The following is a 19,511-nucleotide window of genomic DNA, read 5'->3' as shown; positions in this document are numbered from 1 at the left end:
CTCTCTCCCCTGACATTGAATGTCGACCAAGCATCCCCATATACTCAATATCCTGTGGGTTGAACTGCAAACTTCTTTTACGCGGTACCCATCACCTGGCGGACATTAAACTAAGAGAGAGCTCTATGAATCCTGAGCGTTCTGAACGCATTGAAATCCCCGTGTTGCCTTTGCGCGACGTGGTGGTTTATCCGCACATGGTAATTCCGTTGTTTGTTGGTCGGGAAAAATCGATTCGTTGCCTCGAAGCCGCAATGGATCATGACAAGAAGATCATGCTGGTTGCCCAGAAAGAGGCTTCAACGGATGAACCTGGTATTAACGATCTCTTCTCTGTAGGGACCGTCGCTTCCGTATTGCAGATGCTCAAGCTGCCCGATGGCACGGTGAAAGTGCTGGTTGAAGGCTTGCAGCGTGCGCACATCACCACACTGGCTGATAATGGCGACCATTTTGTTGCCCAGGCCGAATACCTGATCTCGCCAGAAATTGAAGAGCGTGAGCAGGAAGTGCTGGTGCGTACGGCGATTAATCAGTTTGAAGGCTACATCAAACTGAATAAAAAAATTCCTCCTGAGGTTTTGACCTCACTGAACAGCATCGACGATGCGGCGCGTCTCGCCGACACCGTGGCAGCGCATATGCCGCTGAAGCTGGCTGATAAGCAGTCAGTGCTGGAAATGTCCGACATCAACGAACGTCTTGAATATCTGATGGCGATGATGGAATCCGAAATCGATCTGCTGCAGGTTGAGAAGCGCATTCGCAATCGCGTGAAAAAGCAGATGGAGAAAAGCCAGCGTGAGTACTATCTGAATGAGCAAATGAAAGCCATTCAGAAAGAGCTGGGCGAAATGGATGATGCGCCGGACGAATACGAAGCGCTGAAACGTAAAATTGAAGCGGCAAAAATGCCGACTGAAGCGCGCGAAAAAGCCGAAGCAGAACTGCAGAAGCTGAAAATGATGTCGCCGATGTCTGCAGAAGCCACCGTGGTACGCGGTTATATCGACTGGATGGTTCAGGTTCCGTGGGTCGCGCGCAGCAAAGTGAAAAAAGACCTGCTGAAGGCGCAGGAAACGCTGGATACCGATCATTACGGTCTGGAACGCGTGAAAGACCGCATTCTTGAGTATCTTGCGGTGCAGAGTCGCGTTAGCAAAATTAAGGGCCCAATTCTGTGCCTCGTCGGACCGCCAGGCGTGGGTAAAACCTCGCTGGGTCAGTCGATCGCGAAAGCCACCGGCCGTAAATATGTGCGTATGGCGTTGGGCGGTGTACGTGATGAAGCGGAAATCCGTGGGCATCGCCGTACTTACATCGGTTCTATGCCGGGCAAACTGATCCAGAAAATGGCGAAAGTTGGCGTGAAGAACCCGCTGTTCCTGCTGGATGAGATCGATAAGATGTCGTCCGATATGCGTGGCGATCCGGCTTCGGCACTGCTGGAAGTGCTGGATCCAGAGCAGAACATTGCGTTCAACGATCACTATCTGGAAGTGGATTACGATCTCTCCGATGTGATGTTTGTGGCGACCTCCAACTCCATGAACATCCCGGCACCGCTGCTGGATCGTATGGAAGTGATTCGTCTCTCGGGTTATACCGAAGATGAAAAACTGAATATCGCCAAACAGCACTTACTGCCGAAACAGATTGAGCGTAATGCACTGAAAGAAAAAGAGATCAGTGTTGACGATAGCGCCATCATCGGCATTATTCGTTACTACACCCGTGAAGCGGGCGTGCGTAGTCTGGAACGTGAACTCTCCAAGCTGTGCCGTAAAGCAGTAAAAACGCTGCTGATGGACAAAAGTAAGAAGAGCATCAAGATTAATGGTGAAAACCTTCACGACTTCTTGGGCGTGCAGCGCTTTGATTATGGTCGAGCGGACACTGAAAACCGCGTAGGTCAGGTCACCGGTCTGGCATGGACGGAAGTGGGGGGCGATTTGCTGACCATTGAAACCGCCTGCGTACCGGGTAAAGGCAAACTGACTTATACCGGCTCACTGGGTGAAGTGATGCAGGAGTCTATCCAGGCTGCGCTGACAGTGGTTCGCGCACGTGCGGAGAAACTCGGCATTAACGGGGATTTCCACGAGAAACGTGACATCCACGTGCACGTGCCGGAAGGGGCAACGCCGAAAGATGGTCCAAGTGCCGGTATAGCCATGTGTACGGCACTGGTTTCTTGTCTGACCGGTAACCCGGTGCGCTCTGATGTGGCGATGACAGGTGAGATCACTCTGCGCGGTCAGGTGCTGCCAATTGGTGGTCTGAAAGAGAAGCTCCTGGCCGCGCATCGCGGTGGCATCAAAACCGTGTTAATCCCGGATGAAAATAAGCGCGATCTGGAAGAGATTCCACAGAACGTGATTGCCGATCTGACCATCCATCCTGTGAAGCGTATTGAAGAAGTGCTGAACCTGGCACTGGAAAATGCGCCTTACGGCATGCAGGTTGCGACGGCAAAATAGTGATTAACGGCAAAAACCGTTAAAAAGCGAAGCTGGCAGGCCAAATGGTGCTTGCCAGCTTTTTTTTGTGCCGCTAATTTAGGGGGCTGTTGAATCAACGATTAAGATGAATACCGTTGTTTCAGCTCCACAGGCTTGATATAACTGGCTGCGCGTTCGCACCGGGCGGGAAGCGCGGGTGCGATGTGAATAATAAAAGAGGGGATGAATAGAGTGAATAAGTCACAGTTGATCGACAAAATTGCTGCAGACGCTGACATTTCTAAAGCAGCAGCGGGACGTGTGTTAGATGCATTCATGGGCTCCGTTTCTGACGCGCTGAAAGGCGGTGATGAAGTGGCACTGGTTGGTTTCGGTACTTTCTCTGTACGTGAGCGTGCTGCTCGTACAGGCCGTAACCCGCAAACCGGTAAAGAGATCACCATCCCGGCTGGTAAAGTTCCGGGCTTCCGTGCAGGTAAAGCACTGAAAGACTCAGTCAATTAATGACCGCTGACACATCCATTGAAGCATTTTCTTCTATGGATTGAGGACGAAAAAGCCGTTCTCATGTAACATACGGGCACATCATTTTTGATGTGCCTTTTTTATTCTTGATGCGCGGCGATGGCCACAGGCTATTGTCTCCGCATGGTTGCCAACTGCCAGCCTGAACAGCAGTTGCACGATGATGACATCGTGTCAGAGCTTTACATTCACACTACAGCGGAGTGTTGTCATACCATGATGGACAATTTACGCGCGGCGTCGAATCATGTCGTGCTCAAGATCATTCTGGGGTTGATCATCCTGTCTTTCGTACTGACCGGGGTGGGCAACTACCTGATCGGCGGTGGCAGCGATTATGCCGCCAAAGTTAATGGCCATGAAATTAGCCGTGCAGAGCTTGAGCAGGGCTTTAACAACGAGCGTAATCGTCAGCAGCAGATGCTGGGCGATCAATTCTCGCAGCTGGCCAGCAACGAAGGTTACATGCAGCAGATGCGTCAGCAGGCGCTGTCTCAGCTGATTGATCAGGCGTTGCTTGATCAATACATCAAAGATCTGAAGATTGGCATTAGCGATGATCAGATCAAGCAGGCGATCTTCAATCAAAAAGCTTTCCAGACTAACGGCAAGTTTGATAACGCGAAATACAACGGCTTAATCACTCAGATGGGCTTTACGCCGGATCAGTACGCGGCGGCGCTGCGTAAGCAGTTGGCCACTCAGCAGTTGATCAATGCGATCGCTAATACCGATTTCATGCTGAAAGGTGAAACCAGCAAGCTGGTAGACCTGGTCTCGCAGCAGCGTGAAATTCGTCAGGCGGTGATTGATGTTAACGCGCTGGCAGCGAAACAAACGGCCAGTGATGATGAGATCAATCAGTATTACCAGCAGCATCAGAACAGCTTCATGGCACCTGAGCAGTTCCGCGTCAGCTACATCAAAATGGATGCTGCCAGCATGCAGGAAACCGTGAGCGAAGCGGACATTCAGAGTTGGTTCGATCAACACAAAGCTGACTACTCACAGCCGCAGCGCAATCGCTACAGCGTGATTCAGACCAAAACTGAAGCGGATGCCAATGCCGTTCTGGAAGCGCTGAAGAAGGGTGAAGACTTCGCTACGCTGGCAAAAAGCAAATCCATTGACCCAATTTCGGCACGCAAAGGCGGCGATATGGGTTGGCTGGAGCCGGGTACCACGCCGGATGAGCTGAAAAATGCCAACCTGACGCAGAAAGGCCAACTGTCTGGCGTGATCAAATCTTCAGTCGGTTTCCTGGTGGTACGTCTGGATGATATCCAGGCCGAGCAGATTAAGCCGCTGGCTGAGATCCATGACGCCGTTGCTGACAAGGTGAAGCAGGAAAAAGCAGTCGACGCCTTTTACAAGCTGCAGCAGAAAGTCAGTGAAGCGGCCAGCAATGACAACGAGTCGCTGGCGGGTGCGGCACAGGCTTCCGGTCTGAAAGTCACGGAAACCGGCTGGATCACGCGTGATAATGTTCCGGCTGAACTCGATTTCGATCAGGTCAAGCAGGCGATCTTCAACGGTGGACTGGTGGGCCAAAACGGTGCGCCGGGTAATAACTCTGACATCATCAGCGTCGATGGCGATCGTGCATTCGTGCTGCGCATCAGTGAGCACAAGCCTGAAGCCGTGAAACCGCTGGACCAGGTGAAAGCGCAGATTGCCGACACGCTGAAGCATGACAAAGCCACACAGCAGGCTAAAGCGCAGGCCGATAAGCTGCTGGTTGATCTGAAAGCCGGTAAAGAAGATGCGCTGAAAGCGGCAGGCTTGACCCTGAGCGCCAGCAAATCCTTTGATCGTAATGCACAAGATCCGGTTGCGCAGTCTGCCTTTAACTTGCCACAACCCGCGGACAACAAACCGTCCTGGGGCGTGAGCGAAGATATGCAGGGCAACGTGGTGCTGGTCGCACTGGATAAAGTCAGCCCGGGTAATATGCCGCAGGCGCAGATTGATGAGATGGTGAAAGGCGTGACGCAGAATAACGCACAGATTGCGTTTGAAGCGCTGCTGGAAAACCTGCGCAAAGACGCGAAAATCAAATACGGCGCGGCTGCACAAAACCAGTAAGCCTCACAAAAAATGTGAATCCGCTGCAACACTCAAAGGCCGCTTCTGCGGCCTTTTCCATTTCTGGAATTGCCCTTTTGAGCCTGAAAACACGCTGTGACACTCTGCTGTGGCTGTCAAACACAAGGAGAAACACAGCATGGTGAAATCAACTTTTCGCGCTCTATGTATCACGCTGGCGCTGGGTGGCGCACTCTATACCACCGGACTGTCTGCGGCCGAAAGCCCCAGCGAAACGCAGGCGACGCAAGTATCCTCGCCGCAAGAGGGACAGGTCAGCATCAATCTAGCCAGCGCTGAACAGCTCGCAGCCGCAATGAACGGCATCGGCCTGAAGAAAGCTCAGGCGATTGTCAGTTACCGCGAGCAATATGGTCCGTTTACCGCCATCGATCAGCTTAAGGAAATACCGGGCATCGGCAATGCGCTGGTCGAACGTAACAGCGATCGCCTGAAACTGTGAGGCGGGTCGCGACTTAGAAGGATTGATAAAGCACCCAATCAGGCTGTGCTATGCTCAACAGGTCATACCAGTTGGCATTCACAGTCTGAACAGGAGTAACAATGCAAACCACAATCAAAGTACGCGGCTATCATCTGGACGTTTATCAGCATGTGAACAACGCACGTTATCTCGAGTTTCTGGAAGAGGCGCGCTGGCAATGGCTGGAGGATGTCGATGCTTTTCACTGGCTGATGGATCAGAAGCTGGCGTTTGTGGTGGTCAATATCAATATTAACTATCGTCGTCCGGCGGTGCTGGGCGACGTATTACATATTGAGAGCGAAGTGTCACAGTTGAATGGCAAAAGCGGCATTATTTCGCAGCGCGTGCTGCTGGCGGGTGATAACACCGTGGTGGCAGACGCCGCGTTAACTTTCGTCTGCATCGATTTGCGTACGCAAAAAGCGGTACCGATGGAAGGGGAGTTGCGCGACCGTTTGTCGGCATTGATGGTAGAAAGCCATTAACAGCAGAGCGAGCTGGCGTCAGAAACGCCAGCCAGCTAAACCGCTTAATAAGTTCCAGCTAGTTAAGTAGCCCAATGAATTGCAGCGAACGAAGACGCTCAATCAGTTCCTGCTAGCGAAGCAGCTCAATTATTTCCTGCTAGCGAATCAGCTAAACCCTCCCAACCAGCCAGGCCGCGCAATCACTGCGAGCCACCGATTTAGCGCAATCAGTTAAGGCCGCTTTTTTGTTTCATCGCTGCCATGACGGCTGAAGCATTAGCCTGATAATCCGCCAACCCGCGCGCGCGCAGATGGCAAGCCGCGCATTCACCACAGCCATCGCCTTTCACACCGTTATAACAGGTCAGGGTTTCCGCCCGCACCAGTGGCAACTGTTGCCAGTAATCGGCCAGCGCCCAGGTTTCCGCTTTATTCAGCCACATCAGTGGCGTTTCGAAGCGAACGTTGCGCGCCATACCGAGACTCACGGCATTGTTGAGCGCTTTAACGAACTCATCGCGGCAATCAGGGTAGCCGGAGAAATCTGTTTCGCAGACACCGGTAATCACCGCCTCGGCTTCCACCTGATAGGCGTAGATAGAGGCTAAGGTCAGGAACAGAATATTGCGGCCCGGCACAAAAGTGCTCGGCAACCCGCTGGCGTCAGGATCGTAAGTGGGCACTGGAATGTTATCGCGCGTCAGGCTGCTGACTGCCAGCTCATTGAGCAGCGTCACATCCAGTACTTTGTGTGCACGCGCCCCCAGTTTGTGCGCCAGTTCTGCCGCGACTTCAATCTCTTCGCGATGGCGCTGACCATAATCGAAGGTGACACAGTGCACTTCATCATACTGCTGCAGTGCCTGAATCAAGCAGGTGGTGGAATCTTGTCCGCCACTGAATACGACAACGGCTCGTTTCATCTCAATTTCCCCAAAAATCAGTGCGTCTATGGTACTGGCTCGGGCGCGGGCTGAACAGCCCCTGCGGTTGCGGGCGGTGGAATCCAGGCGCGGGTGAAATCAAACCAGCCCAATGTATTGAGCTGGATGCCTTCAACGCCGGGCGGGGCAAACACCTGATAGCGATAGTTAAACAGCGGCAACAGATGTCCGTCACCCATCAGCTGCTGGAACAATTGCTGTGTTAATGCTGCGCGTTGCTCTGGGTCGGGCTGATGGGCGATAGCGATGAGTGGCGCTTGTAGTACCGGGGCACGTAAGGGAGTCCATACGGGATCGTTCTCCAGCCAGTTCACCAGGGTAAACAGCGGCGCATCGCCAATTAACCGGTCACCCATCACCACATCGGCATCGCTCAGGTCGATATCGTCACGCCAGTTTTTCACATCATGAAAAACGCAGGTTAATTCGCAGCCCTGATGGGCCAGCAAAGGCACCAGCGCCTGCGCCATCACATGCAGTTCGATAGGAAGATGGTAGTGCAGTGTGAGTTTTTCGGGCAGCTTGACGGTGGTCATCCCGGCAGAGGGAACGGGCCAACCGGGCAGCAACTCCTTGCTCGCGGTAATCAAGCCTTCATCCAACGGTAACTGCTGAATCACGCCACTGTGTTGTATTAATGCAATCAGTGTTGTTGCCTGAGCAGCAGTGAAACTGGCGGAAATGCGCGGTGCCAGATAACAGAAGCCGAGGCTGATGCTGTGATCGACCGGGCGCAATGCGTCCAGCTCGTCAGGATCACCAATGGCGATTTGCACCGGGTGGCGACAGCTGGTGCCGAGACCATGGGCAAACAGCTGTGGAGTAATCCAGTATTCCACCAGCTGAATCAGCGGTCGTTGCAGATGCCAGCGGGCATGACTTTCCAGGCGAACCAGCTCATCAGTGAAATGGGTCAGCTTCCAGGGGCCACTGCCTATATCCACTGCATCAGGATGTGGCAGCAGGCAGTATTGATGTGCCAGACGCTGCGGCAGCCAGTAGTCGCTCTGACGCAATTGAATACGCAGAGCCAGCGGATGTGGCGCCTCGATGCGTTCGATAGAGGCCAGCAGGCGGCTGCCGCGCACGGTTTGCATAATCTGCTGTAACTGAGCAACCAGCTGCGCAGCTTGAATTGGCTCATCGTTGTGCCAGCTGAGCTGAGGTCGTAACCAGAAATACCAGTCACAGCCGCTGCCATCATGTTGCCAGTGATGCGCAAGATCACCTTCTACATCGTCGCCATTAAAGCGCGTCAGGCCAGAGAAAATCTGCCGCACCAGGTGCTGCTCAGCTCTTCCGGTCAGACGTAGCGGCCGCAGCGGCTCCATCGCGCGATAATAGGGAATACGCAGTACCGGTGCCTGATTCTGCCATTGGCCGCCCATCAGCGGTCGCAGCATTTTCACCAGCCGCTCAGGATGAAGATCCAATACTTGCAACGCTTGTATCGCTTCGCCTGCTTCCAGTTGCTGGGTTAGCAGCTGTTGGCGAAGTTGTTCAGGTGAGATCAGAAATGTCAGTTCGCCTTGTTTTCCGCGGCCGGATTCGCCGCGCCAGTGCAGCCAGCCTGCATCCTGCCACTGGCGTAATAAGGTACGTACGTGGCGCTCACTGCAAAAACAGTGTTGGGCCATGGCAGCAACACTCAAACGCAGAGGCTCGCCCTGGCTGAGTTGCCACAGGCGCTGAAATTGATTAACCCGATGAAGTTGGCGCATGGCTAAACCCGGAACAGTTTCCTGAAAGTATTCACTATTAGTTCCGTAATTACCAGGCGATAGTAGATTCCTCACTCAGACAGGAGACATTGCATGGCTCGCCTCGCGGCATTTGATATGGATGGCACGTTGTTACTGCCGACGCATCGGTTAGGGAATGAAACCATCGACACCCTGCATGCCTTGCATCAGCGCGATATCACCATTGCCTTTGCCACGGGCCGCCATCTGATGGATGTGCAGGTGGTACGTGAACAGCTCACCCTGCCGGCCTGGTTGATCACCGGCAATGGCACACGCATTCACGATCTGGAAGGTCAGCAGCTGTTTGGCTGTGATCTGTCCTCTTCTGTAGCCGAAGAGGTGATCCACACGCATTGGCAAACGCCGACATCGATTCATATCTTCAACGATGAGGGCTGGTTCACCGATAAACCGTTGCTGGGAGCATTGGAAGCACACTTGATGAGCGGCTTCCATTATCAGCTGCGCGATTTGCGTCAGATGTCGGCGCATGAGGTGACCAAAATTTGCTTTATTGCGCCGCATGAGATGCTGCAGGCGTTAAAAGTAGAGTTGCAGCAAGCCCTGGGTGAGCGCGCCAATATCTGTTTTTCCGCATGGGATTGTCTGGAAGTTCTGCCGCTGGACTGCCACAAAGGCGCGGCGCTGGCGCATCTGTGCCAGCATCTGTCGCTATCAATGGCGGATTGTATGGCGTTTGGTGATGCGATGAATGATCGCGAAATGCTGGAGCGCGTTGGCAGCGGGTTCATCATGGGCAACGCCATGCATCAATTGAAATCGTCGCTGCCGCATTTGCCGATTATTGGACATTGCGAGACACAGGCGGTGTCTCATTACTTAAATCACTGGATGAGCACACCACACCTCGATTATTCCCCCGAATGCTGAGGCTTACAGTGAACCGGACAGGATGTCCGGTTTTTTATTGCATCTCACGCAGCCACGGCTGAATATCCCCGATATGCTGCGCGACCCACTCCGGGTTGTAATAGGTGTCCGGATAACGCTCACCACTGTCGCATAGTAGTGTCACCAGCGAACCTTGCTCGCCATTTTCCCGCATGCGTTTCGCCACCTGCAGCATGCCCCAGAAGTTGGTGCCGGTTGAAGCGCCAGGGCGACGACCCAGAATTTTCTCCAGATGAAGCATCGCAGCCACTGTCGCGCCATCGGGTACTTTGATCATTTCGTCGATCACATCCGGTAAAAACGACGGCTCCACACGCGGACGTCCGATGCCTTCAATCATGCTGCCGCGATCGCTACGCAGCGCGCTGTCACGACTATGCCAGAAATCAAAGAACACGGAGTGCTGCGGATCCACCACCAGCAGACGCGTATCGTGCCCCTGATAACGGATATAGCGGCCCAGTGTGGCCGAAGTCCCGCCGGTTCCCGCGCTCATCACCACGGTATGCGGCACCGGGAAAGGCTCATGCGCCATCTGACGGAAAATACTTTCTGCGATGTTGTTGTTGCCGCGCCAGTCAGTCGCGCGCTCGGCATAGGTGAACTGATCCATAAAATGACCGTTGAGTTCACGCGCCAGACGTTCCGATTCGCAATATAGCTGACAAGGATCGGCAACGAAATGGCACTCGCCGCCGTAAAAACGGATCATTTCAATTTTACGTTTCGCCGTGCTGGCGGGCATCACGGCAATAAATGGCAGACCCAACAAACGCGCAAAATAGGCTTCTGACACCGCCGTGCTACCGGATGACGCCTCAATGATAGGCGTATTTTCGCGGATCCAGCCATTGGCCAACCCATACAGGAACAGCGACCGCGCCAGGCGATGCTTCAGGCTGCCACTCGGATGGGTGCTTTCATCTTTGAGGTAAAAGCGGATGCCCGGAAAATCCTCCAGCGCAAAGCGAATAAGATGCGTATCCGCAGAGCGTTGAAAATCGGCGTTAATTTCATTGATGGCGTGGCGAACCCAGGGCGTTTGCATGTGACGAATCCGTAATCATTATTGTGCACAGTGTAAGGCACTGGCAGGAAAATAAGGTTGCTTTAATCCGGGTATAATGCCCGAATAAGAGAAAATTTTTCTCCCGGAGCGCCGAATGCTAGATAAAACTGACCGCACTTTGCTGGCGATACTGCAACAGGATTGCACGTTATCACTGCAGGCCTTGGCGGATGCGGTGAATCTCACTACCACGCCGTGCTGGAAACGCCTGAAAAAGCTGGAAGATGATGGCATTATTCGTGCGCGCGTGGCTTTGCTGGATGGGGAGAAGATGGGCCTTTCTCTCACCGCTTTCATGTTTGTCAAAACACAACAGCACAGCAGCGACTGGTTTCAGCAATTTGTTGCCGTGGTACAGCAGATGCCTGAAGTGATGGCATTCTATCGCATGGCCGGAGAGTACGATTATCTGCTGCGCATCCAGGTGGCCGATATGAAAAGTTACGATGCATTTTATAAACGTCTGGTGAATGGCGTGCCAGGCCTGATTGATGTGACCTCCAGTTTCGCCATGGAAGAGATTAAATACACCACCGCGTTGCCGGTAGCGCCCTGAACGGCCACAGAAAGAGAGCGTCTTGTGCGATTATTCAGCCAATTAAGTTGGTATTTCCTGCGCGAGTGGCGGCGATATCTGGGTGCCGTCAGCTTGCTGATTGTGATTGCGTTATTGCAACTGCTGCCGCCGCATGTGGTCGGCGTGATTGTCGATGGCGTGACGCAACACACTTTAAGCAGCGGCAAAATTTTCATGTGGATCGGCGTGATGCTGGTGACGGCGGTCATCGTCTATCTGCTGCGCTATGTCTGGCGCGTGCTGCTGTTCGGTGCGTCCTACCAACTCGCGGTTGAATTACGCGAAGATTTCTATCGCCAGCTGAGTCGCCAGCATCCGGCGTTCTACTTGCGTCATCGCACTGGTGATTTGATTGCACGCGCCACCAATGATGTGGATCGCGTGGTGTTTGCCGCCGGTGAAGGCGTCCTGACGCTGGTGGATTCGCTGGTGATGGGCTTAGTGGTGCTGGTAGTGATGAGCGTGCAAATCAGCTGGGAATTGACGCTGCTGGCGCTGATCCCGATGCCGCTGATGGCGATTGCCATTCAGAAAGATGGTTCGCGTCTGCACCAGCGCTTTAAAGTGGCGCAGGCCGCCTTCTCCAGCCTGAACGATCAAACGCAGGAGAGCCTCACCAGCATTCGGATGATCAAAGCCTTTGGCCTGGAGGATCATCAATCACAGCAGTTTGCAGACATTGCCCGCGATACGGGTAAAAAGAACCTGCATGTAGCGCGGGTTGATGCACGCTTTGATCCCATCATCTATATCGCCGTGGGTTTCTCTAACCTGTTGGCGATTGCCGGTGGTGGCTGGATGGTGTGGCACGGTAGTTTGACGCTGGGTCAGCTCACCAGCTTCGTTATGTATCTCGGGCTGATGATTTGGCCGATGCTGGCGCTGGCATGGATGATCAATATCGTTGAACGCGGTAGCGCGGCATGGAGTCGCATTCGCGCGCTGTTGGCGGAAGCGCCGGCGGTGGAGGATGGGCAGAAAGTCCTGCCTGCCGACGCCGGAGATTTACAGGTCGCCATTCGTGAATTCCATTATCCCGCCAACTCTGGCGCGGCGCTGAGCCATGTTAATTTTCAACTGAAACCGGGGCAAATGTTGGGGCTGTGCGGTCCAACCGGCTGTGGTAAAAGCACGCTGTTGAGTCTGATTCAACGTCATTTCGACATCGACCAGGGTGATATTCGCTACCATAACCTGCCGCTCACGCAGCTGCGACTTGATAGCTGGCGCAGTCGGCTGGCGGTGGTGAGCCAGACGCCGTTTTTGTTCTCCGATACCGTGGCCAATAACCTGGCACTGGGGCGTCCGAATGCGTCTCAGGAAGAAATTGAGCGCGTGGCGCGCATGGCCTGTGTACACGATGACATTCTCCGTCTGCCGCAGGGCTATGACACCGAAGTGGGTGAGCGCGGTGTGATGCTTTCCGGTGGTCAAAAACAGCGTATTGCCATTGCCCGCGCGCTGTTGCTGAATGCGGAAATCCTGATCCTCGACGATGCACTATCCGCGGTGGACGGTCGCACAGAGCATGAAATCCTGCACAACCTGCGGCAGTGGGGCAAAGGCCGCACATTGATCATCAGTGCGCATCGTTTATCGGCGTTGACCGAGGCCAGTGAAATTCTGGTGTTGCAACAAGGTGCGGTGACTCAGCGCGGCGATCATGACAGCCTGCTAGCGAAAGAGGGATGGTATCGCGATATGTACCGCTATCAGCAACTCGAAGCGGCGCTGGATGAAGACGAAGCCACAGAGGAGGCGAATCATGGCTAAATCGCAACGTTTGTGGCCAACCCTGAAACGCCTGCTGTCGTACGGCAAACCCTGGCGCAAATCGCTGTGGCTGGCGGTTGGCATGCTGTGGATCGCGGCGGCGGCGGAAGTCACCGGCCCGGTGCTGGTGAGCTACTTCATAGATAATTTGGTGGCGAAACACCAGATGCCCTGGGGCATCGCCATCGGGCTGCTGGTGTGCTTTATTTTGCTGCAACTGCTGGCTGCGGGTTTGCACTATTTCCAGGCGCTGCTGTTTAATCGCGCGGCGATTGGTGTGGTACAGCAGTTGCGCGTCGACGTGATGAACGCGGCACTGCGTCAGCCGCTTAGCGCCTTTGATACCCAGCCGGTGGGGCAGATTATCTCGCGCGTCACCAACGATACTGAAGTGATTAAAGATCTCTACGTCACGGTGGTAGCCACCGTGCTGCGCAGTGCGGCACTGATTGGCGCGATGCTGGTGGCAATGTTCTCGCTCGACTGGCGCATGGCGCTGGTGGCGATTGTCATCTTCCCGCTGGTACTCACGGTGATGCTGATTTATCAGCGTTACAGCAAGCCGATTGCACGTCGTGTGCGTAGCTATCTGGCGGATATCAATAATGGTTTCAATGAAGTGATCAACGGCATGAGCGTGATCCAGCAGTTTCGCCAGCAGGCGCGCTTTGGTGAACGCATGGGCGAGGCCAGCCGCTCACACTATCTGGCGCGCATGGAAACTCTGCGACTGGACGGTTTCTTGTTGCGTCCGCTGTTGAGTCTGTTTTCGGCGATGATCCTCTGTGGGCTGCTGATGCTGTTCAGCTTTGCCACGCCCGGGGTGTTTGAGGTCGGCGTGCTGTACGCCTTTATCACCTATCTGGGACGCCTGAATGAACCGTTGATAGAGCTCACCACGCAGCAATCGATGCTGCAACAGGCGGTGGTTTCCGGCGAGCGTATTTTTGAATTGATGGATGCCACACAGCAGGGCTACGGTGGCGATAACCAGCCGTTGGCTTCTGGGCGCATTGCTTTGCACGATGTCAGTTTTGCCTACCGCGATGATCGGGATGTGCTGAGCCACATTAGTCTGGAGGTTCCGGCGCGTGGGTTTGTGGCGCTGGTGGGGCATACAGGCAGTGGCAAAAGTACGCTGGCGAATTTACTGATGGGATATTACCCGGTGACACGCGGTAGCATCGAGCTGGATGGTCGTCCCTTACCGCAGTTGTCGCATGAAGCGTTACGCCAAAGTGTCGCGATGGTGCAGCAAGATCCGGTGGTGCTGGCAGATACCTTGTTAGCCAACGTGCGGCTCGGGCGTGATATCCCGGAAGAGCAGGTGTGGCAGGCTCTGGAAAAAGTGCAGCTCGCCCCGCTGGCACGATCGATGTCAGAGGGCATTCATACGCGGCTGGGTGAACAAGGCAACAATTTGTCGGTCGGGCAAAAACAGTTGCTGGCGCTGGCGCGAGTGCTGGTTTCGCTGCCACAAATTTTGATTCTTGACGAAGCGACTGCCAACATCGATTCCGGTACCGAGCAGGCGATTCAGCATGCGCTGCGTGCACTACGCCAGCACAGCACGCTGGTGGTGATTGCACACCGCCTTTCTACCATCACCGAAGCGGATCAGATTCTGGTATTGCACCGTGGTCAGGTTGCCGAGCGTGGCACGCATGCACAGTTGCTGGCTCAACAGGGTCGTTACTGGCAGATGTATCAGCTACAGCAGGCGGGTGATGAACTCGCGGCGAGCATCCCCGCGCAAGCAGAAGGGTGAATTGCACCTTTTTTGCGCAGATTTATCGGATTGTTCTGTATTGATGCACTCCTTTGAGGCTGAAAGCACCAAAGGGGTGCAATATTGCAACACCTTTCTTTTGTCCTGTTTCCAAACTGAGCCACCCATCACATAACGAAGCGCGATACAGCGCGTCCAGGCCACTGACTGCTCACCTTTTTTCATTTATGGCACAGCGTTTGCTTATATCTCCTCGTGTCCGCGAGACTCACTCAATTTATTATCTGGAGGGGAACGTATGAAGCTGGTTACCGTGGTAATCAAACCATTTAAGCTGGAGGACGTGCGTGAAGCTTTATCCTCCATTGGCATTCAGGGACTGACTGTTACCGAAGTGAAGGGGTTTGGTCGCCAGAAAGGTCACGCAGAGCTTTATCGCGGTGCCGAGTACAGCGTGAACTTCCTGCCAAAAGTTAAAATTGATATCGCGATTGCGGACGATCAACTCGATGAAGTGGTGGATGTCATCAGCAAAGCCGCTTACACCGGCAAAATTGGCGACGGCAAAATCTTCGTCGCAGAACTGCAGCGCGTTATTCGTATTCGTACCGGCGAGACCGACGAAGCAGCACTGTAACTGGGGCTCTGAATTGTGATGGGATGGAAAGAAATGAATAAAATGATGACTAAGTTGGGCCTCACCAGCCTGGCACTGTTACCGTCTCTGGCCATGGCGGCAGCACCTGCCGTTGCGGACAAAGCGGATAACGCCTTTATGATGATCTGTACCGCTCTGGTACTGTTTATGACGATTCCGGGCATCGCCCTGTTTTACGGCGGTTTGATTCGCGGTAAAAACGTCCTGTCGATGCTGACCCAAGTTGCCGTGACCTTCGCATTAGTCTGCGTGCTGTGGGTGATTTACGGTTATTCACTGGCCTTCAGCGAGGGCAACGCCTTCTTCGGTAACTTCCAGTGGGCGATGCTGAAAAATATCGAGCTGAAAGCAGTGATGGGCAGCTTCTATCAGTATATTCACGTCGCGTTCCAGGCTTCCTTCGCCTGTATCACCGTGGGCCTGATTGTGGGCGCGATTGCTGAACGTATTCGCTTCTCAGCAGTACTGATTTTTGTGGTGGTCTGGTTGACGCTCTCTTATCTGCCAATCGCACACATGGTGTGGGCTGGCGGTCTGCTGGCGCAAGACGGCGCGCTGGACTTCGCTGGCGGTACCGTTGTTCATATCAACGCAGCCGTTGCGGGTCTGGTGGGTGCTTATCTGGTGGGCAAACGTGCTGGCTTCGGTAAAGAAGCGTTCAAGCCGCACAACCTGCCAATGGTCTTCACCGGTACTGCGATTCTGTATGTGGGCTGGTTCGGTTTCAACGCCGGTTCTGCTTCTTCAGCTAACGAAATCGCAGCATTGGCTTTCCTGAATACTGTTGTGGCGACTGCAGGTGCGGTGCTGTCATGGGTGTTCGGTGAGTGGGCAATGCGTGGCAAACCTTCTCTGCTGGGTGCGTGTTCTGGCTTTATCGCCGGTTTGGTTGCTATCACCCCGGCTTGTGGTTATGTCGGTGTCGGCGGTGCGCTGATTATCGGTCTGGCCGGTGGCCTGGCAGGTATCTGGGGTGTGACCACCCTGAAGAAATGGCTGCGTGTGGATGACCCATGTGATGTGTTCGGTGTGCACGGCGTGTGCGGTATCCTGGGTTGTATTCTTACCGGTGTGTTCGCCTCCTCTTCACTGGGCGGCGTGGGCTACGCAGAAGGCGTGACCATGGGCCATCAGGTTTGGGTTCAGCTGTTCAGCTGCGGCGTGACCATTGTCTGGTCAGGTGTTGTCGCCTTCATCGGCTTCAAACTGGCGGATATGATCGTTGGCCTGCGTGTTCCAGAAGATCAGGAACGTGAAGGTCTGGATGTGAACAGCCACGGCGAGAACGCTTACAACCAGTAAGAAATGCGCGGTAGAAGAGCAGTGTGCTAAAACTATAAAAAGACGAGGGGGCGATAATATCGCCCCCTTTTATTATGCGTCGCGTTGGCGCATGACGCCTTCCTGAACGGTAGTCGCGACCAGTGTCCCATCCTGCGTGTAGAACTCCCCACGTACAAACCCACGTGCACCTGAAGCTGAGGTGCTCACCACGCTGTACAGCAACCACTCTGAAAGGTCGAACGGGCGGTGGAACCACATGGAGTGGTCAATCGTCGCCACCTGCATGTCAGGCTCTAAAAATCCTTTACCGTGCGGCTGTAGTGCCACAGGCAGGAAGTTGAGATCCGAGGCGTAACCCAGCAGGTATTGATGAATGCGGCGATCGTCCGGCAGCTTGCCGTTGGCACGAATCCACACCTGGCGCATCGGCTCATCAACACGGCCCTTGAGCGGGTTATGGATTTGCACCGGCCGGATATCCAGTGGACGTTCAGCGAGAAACTTTTCTTTGAGTTTGAGCGGCAAATGGGCTGCCAGTTTTTGTGCCAGATCCTGCTCCGAGGGGAGGTTATCCGGCCCCGGTACTTGAGGCATAGTGTTCTGGTGCTCAAATCCGCTTTCGGGTGCCTGGAATGAGGCTGTCATGTAGAAAATGGGGTGACCATTTTGCACCGCGCTGACACGACGCGCGCTGAAGCTTTTGCCATCGCGCAGGGTTTCGACATCGTAAATGATGGCTTTTTCGCTATCACCAGGACGCAGGAAGTAGCTGTGGAACGAGTGGATGATGCGCTCTTCCGGCACGGTTTGTTTTGCTGCGTATAACGCCTGACCGACGACCTGGCCGCCAAACACCTGGCGCAGGCCGAGATCTTCACTTTGGCCGCGAAACAGGCCTTCTTCGAGTTTTTCGAGATCGAGTAAATTAAGCAGGTTTTGCAGTGCCTGGCTCATAGCAGATTCCTCTGGGGGGCAATCGCTTCAGTGTGAAAGATCCGACCAGTTTCCGTCAATGATTTTGCCGTGATTTCAGCGAGCTGGCAGTGCTTTTGGGCGCAATCCGGTTTTTTGTGCCAGAATTAAGGGCATTCGGCGGTTGAAAAGCTACCCAAAAATTTGTCCGCCGACAATCATAGTGTTCATAAGGAGACGACATCGATGAAACTCTGGCATGTTATTAGCGGTGTGACGCTGGCGGCAGCATTGGCTGGCTGTGCCGATCACAGTAAGCCGGTAGCTACCCCAACGCTGGGCTCCGCCGTTGCGGGGCAGCAGGCTGCGATTACGCAGCCTAATGTTAGTGGTTCGGTGTACATTCGTCAGCGCATTGCGTTGCCGCCGGATGCGGTGCTGACCGTTACGCTGTCCGACGCTTCACTGGCCGATGCACCATCGAAAGTGCTGGCGCAGCATGTGGTGCGCACTGAAGGGAAGCAGGCGCCGTTCCAGTTTGTGCTGCCGTTTAACCCGGCCGATATTCAGCCGAATGCGCGGATTCTGTTGAGTGCGGCTATCGCTATTGATGGCAAACTGGCGTTCATTACCGATACGGTGAAGCCGGTGATCAATCAGGGTGGTACGAAAGCGGAACTGCTGTTGGTACCTGTGACCAATATGGCGATGCAGACCACGCCAGGCGCGGCGACCACAGTGCCGTCAACGTCGCCAACGCAGGTGGTGCCTTCTGCTTCGGTGCCTGCGCCGACGAGTATGTGATAAAAGCTGGGGCGGGGAGTTTACGCTTAAAAACAGGGCGGGGGAGTGTGCGGGTAGGCAACATTGTTGCGTAAAGTCGCTGTCTCGTCCCTGATCGCTCGGCACACGCCATCCCTGGCGTGTGACGCTTTACTCCACAGTGTTGCCTACCCGCACCTCAGCATGGGTGCGAATTTGTGGAATGACATCGGCGGATTGTTCCAGATTGCTCGTCGCTTTCATCTTTTTTGGCGGGGATGTTTTACTTCACAGTGTTGACTGCCCGTACCTCAGCATGGGCGCGAATTTGTGGAGTGGCATCGGCGGATTGTTCCAGATTGCTCGTTACTTTCATCTTTGGCGGGGAAGCTTTGCTGCACAGTGTTGCCCGCCCGTACTTCAGCATGGCTGCGCTTAGTACTCCCAGCGATACTTCTCTAATTCAATCTCACCGGCATCACTGACTTCGATGCCTTCGGCTTCCAGCGCATCGCGCTGGCGGAAGAGATCATCGCCCTGCAGAGAAATGCGGCCATGGCGATTGATGACGCGGAACCACGGTAATTTGCTGCCCTCGGGTAAGCGACGTAATACGCCGCCGACTTGTCGGGCTGCGCGCGGTGAACCGGCAAGCAGGGCGATATCGCCGTAGGTGGTGACTTTGCCTCTGGGGATTGCGGCAATAATTTGCCAGACGCGCTCGGAGAAATTGCTTGTGTCATTCATACACGCACCGGATTCAGCGAATAAAGGGCGACTTTAACATGCCGGGAGGGCGAGAATCAGGGTTTTACTGGCGAGCTGTTCAAGAAAACAACGGTCACCCGGCCTGCGCTTGCAATTGCCAGGGGGTTACTTGATAATGCCTGCGCTCTCGAAAGAGAGCTCGTCAATGGGGGCCCTGTTGGTTCTCCCGCAACGCTAACTTGTGAACTCGGTCAGGTCCGGAAGGAAGCAGCCGCAGCAGGCGACGCGTGTGCCGGGATGTAGCTGGCAGGGCCTCCACCATTTCTACTCCCCGAAAAAATCCTCAAGAAATCAGTACACAGCGAAACGCTGGCACTCCTTTGCCTGTGAATCATTCCCTGAAGGGAAAAGA

General features: G+C 54.3%; 17 protein-coding genes and 1 other RNA gene. 13 read left to right on the top strand and 5 right to left on the bottom strand.

Annotation, left to right across the window (positions count from 1 at the left end):
- The first annotated feature begins 125 nt into the window (after positions 1–125).
- The 5 genes from lon to FD737_RS03120 all read left to right on the top strand — a co-directional run bounded on the left by lon (position 126) and on the right by FD737_RS03120 (position 6,044).
- Positions 126–2,480, top strand: a complete 2,355-nt coding sequence (gene lon, locus FD737_RS03140) for an endopeptidase La (RefSeq protein WP_034828111.1) — start codon at positions 126–128, stop codon at positions 2,478–2,480.
- Between the two features lie 213 nt (positions 2,481–2,693).
- Positions 2,694–2,966 carry a nucleoid-associated protein HU-beta gene (gene hupB / locus FD737_RS03135; RefSeq protein WP_034828113.1) on the top strand — a complete coding sequence of 91 codons (273 nt, stop codon included), beginning with the start codon at positions 2,694–2,696 and terminating at the stop codon, positions 2,964–2,966.
- Positions 2,967–3,203: 237 nt separating this feature from the next.
- Positions 3,204–5,072 (top strand): peptidylprolyl isomerase, encoded by a 1,869-nt coding sequence (gene ppiD / locus FD737_RS03130; RefSeq protein WP_160832689.1) that lies wholly within the window; start codon positions 3,204–3,206, stop codon positions 5,070–5,072.
- 139 nt (positions 5,073–5,211) lie between these two features.
- On the top strand, positions 5,212–5,535 hold the full coding sequence (locus tag FD737_RS03125; protein WP_160832678.1) for a helix-hairpin-helix domain-containing protein: 324 nt from the start codon (positions 5,212–5,214) through the stop codon (positions 5,533–5,535).
- Positions 5,536–5,636: 101 nt separating this feature from the next.
- Entirely contained in the window at positions 5,637–6,044 is a 408-nt protein-coding gene (locus FD737_RS03120; protein ID WP_058962233.1) for a thioesterase family protein, read from the top strand.
- Between the two features lie 209 nt (positions 6,045–6,253).
- Here FD737_RS03120 and queC read toward each other — a convergent pair whose 3' ends face one another.
- Together queC and FD737_RS03110 are read right to left on the bottom strand one after the other, a co-directional pair.
- The gene (gene queC / locus FD737_RS03115) at positions 6,254–6,949 is read right to left on the bottom strand and encodes a 7-cyano-7-deazaguanine synthase QueC (protein ID WP_058962234.1); all 696 of its coding nucleotides are present in this window, start codon (positions 6,947–6,949) and stop codon (positions 6,254–6,256) included.
- Positions 6,950–6,975: 26 nt separating this feature from the next.
- A complete protein-coding gene (locus FD737_RS03110) occupies positions 6,976–8,691 on the bottom strand; it encodes an SgrR family transcriptional regulator (protein WP_160832677.1) in 1,716 nt (571 codons plus the stop codon).
- A gap of 93 nt (positions 8,692–8,784) precedes the next feature.
- On the opposite strand from FD737_RS03110, the gene cof reads away from it, so the two are divergent.
- The gene (cof, locus tag FD737_RS03105; protein WP_160832676.1) at positions 8,785–9,606 is read left to right on the top strand and encodes an HMP-PP phosphatase; all 822 of its coding nucleotides are present in this window, start codon (positions 8,785–8,787) and stop codon (positions 9,604–9,606) included.
- A gap of 34 nt (positions 9,607–9,640) precedes the next feature.
- On the opposite strand, the gene FD737_RS03100 is transcribed toward cof, so the two are convergent.
- Complete coding sequence (locus FD737_RS03100) at positions 9,641–10,675, bottom strand: PLP-dependent cysteine synthase family protein (RefSeq protein WP_160832675.1); 1,035 nt, start codon at positions 10,673–10,675, stop codon at positions 9,641–9,643.
- Positions 10,676–10,790: 115 nt separating this feature from the next.
- Here FD737_RS03100 and FD737_RS03095 point away from each other — a divergent pair, with 115 nt between their 5' ends.
- The 5 genes from FD737_RS03095 (at position 10,791) to amtB (ending at position 16,735) form a co-directional block, all read left to right on the top strand.
- Complete coding sequence (locus FD737_RS03095; protein ID WP_034828126.1) at positions 10,791–11,252, top strand: Lrp/AsnC family transcriptional regulator; 462 nt, start codon at positions 10,791–10,793, stop codon at positions 11,250–11,252.
- 24 nt (positions 11,253–11,276) lie between these two features.
- Positions 11,277–13,046: a SmdA family multidrug ABC transporter permease/ATP-binding protein gene (locus tag FD737_RS03090; RefSeq protein WP_160832674.1), complete on the top strand. Its 1,770-nt coding sequence runs from the start codon at positions 11,277–11,279 to the stop codon at positions 13,044–13,046.
- Positions 13,039–14,814 (top strand): SmdB family multidrug efflux ABC transporter permease/ATP-binding protein, encoded by a 1,776-nt coding sequence (locus FD737_RS03085; protein ID WP_160832673.1) that lies wholly within the window; start codon positions 13,039–13,041, stop codon positions 14,812–14,814. Before FD737_RS03090 ends, FD737_RS03085 begins: the two co-directional genes overlap by 8 nt.
- 259 nt (positions 14,815–15,073) lie before the next feature.
- On the top strand, positions 15,074–15,412 hold the full coding sequence (gene glnK, locus FD737_RS03080) for a P-II family nitrogen regulator (protein WP_007886947.1): 339 nt from the start codon (positions 15,074–15,076) through the stop codon (positions 15,410–15,412).
- A gap of 33 nt (positions 15,413–15,445) precedes the next feature.
- Positions 15,446–16,735, top strand: coding sequence for an ammonium transporter AmtB (gene amtB / locus FD737_RS03075; RefSeq protein WP_038648536.1), 1,290 nt, complete (start codon positions 15,446–15,448; stop codon positions 16,733–16,735).
- Positions 16,736–16,807: 72 nt separating this feature from the next.
- Here amtB and tesB read toward each other — a convergent pair whose 3' ends face one another.
- Entirely contained in the window at positions 16,808–17,671 is an 864-nt protein-coding gene (gene tesB, locus FD737_RS03070; protein ID WP_034828133.1) for an acyl-CoA thioesterase II, read from the bottom strand.
- 204 nt (positions 17,672–17,875) lie between these two features.
- On the opposite strand from tesB, the gene FD737_RS03065 reads away from it, so the two are divergent.
- On the top strand, positions 17,876–18,433 hold the full coding sequence (locus FD737_RS03065) for a YbaY family lipoprotein (protein ID WP_034828134.1): 558 nt from the start codon (positions 17,876–17,878) through the stop codon (positions 18,431–18,433).
- 393 nt (positions 18,434–18,826) lie between these two features.
- Here FD737_RS03065 and FD737_RS03060 read toward each other — a convergent pair whose 3' ends face one another.
- Positions 18,827–19,138, bottom strand: a complete 312-nt coding sequence (locus FD737_RS03060; RefSeq protein WP_097117484.1) for an MGMT family protein — start codon at positions 19,136–19,138, stop codon at positions 18,827–18,829.
- A gap of 176 nt (positions 19,139–19,314) precedes the next feature.
- Here FD737_RS03060 and ffs point away from each other — a divergent pair.
- Positions 19,315–19,411, top strand: an RNA gene (ffs, locus tag FD737_RS03055) — signal recognition particle sRNA small type.
- Positions 19,412–19,511 lie beyond the last annotated feature (100 nt).

Source organism: Pantoea sp. Seng (genome assembly GCF_009829935.1).
GTDB classification, from domain to species: Bacteria; Pseudomonadota; Gammaproteobacteria; order Enterobacterales; family Enterobacteriaceae; genus Pantoea; species Pantoea communis.
The sequence above is the reverse complement of the archived record's forward strand: the minus strand, read 5'-3'. Positions and strand labels throughout refer to the sequence as shown.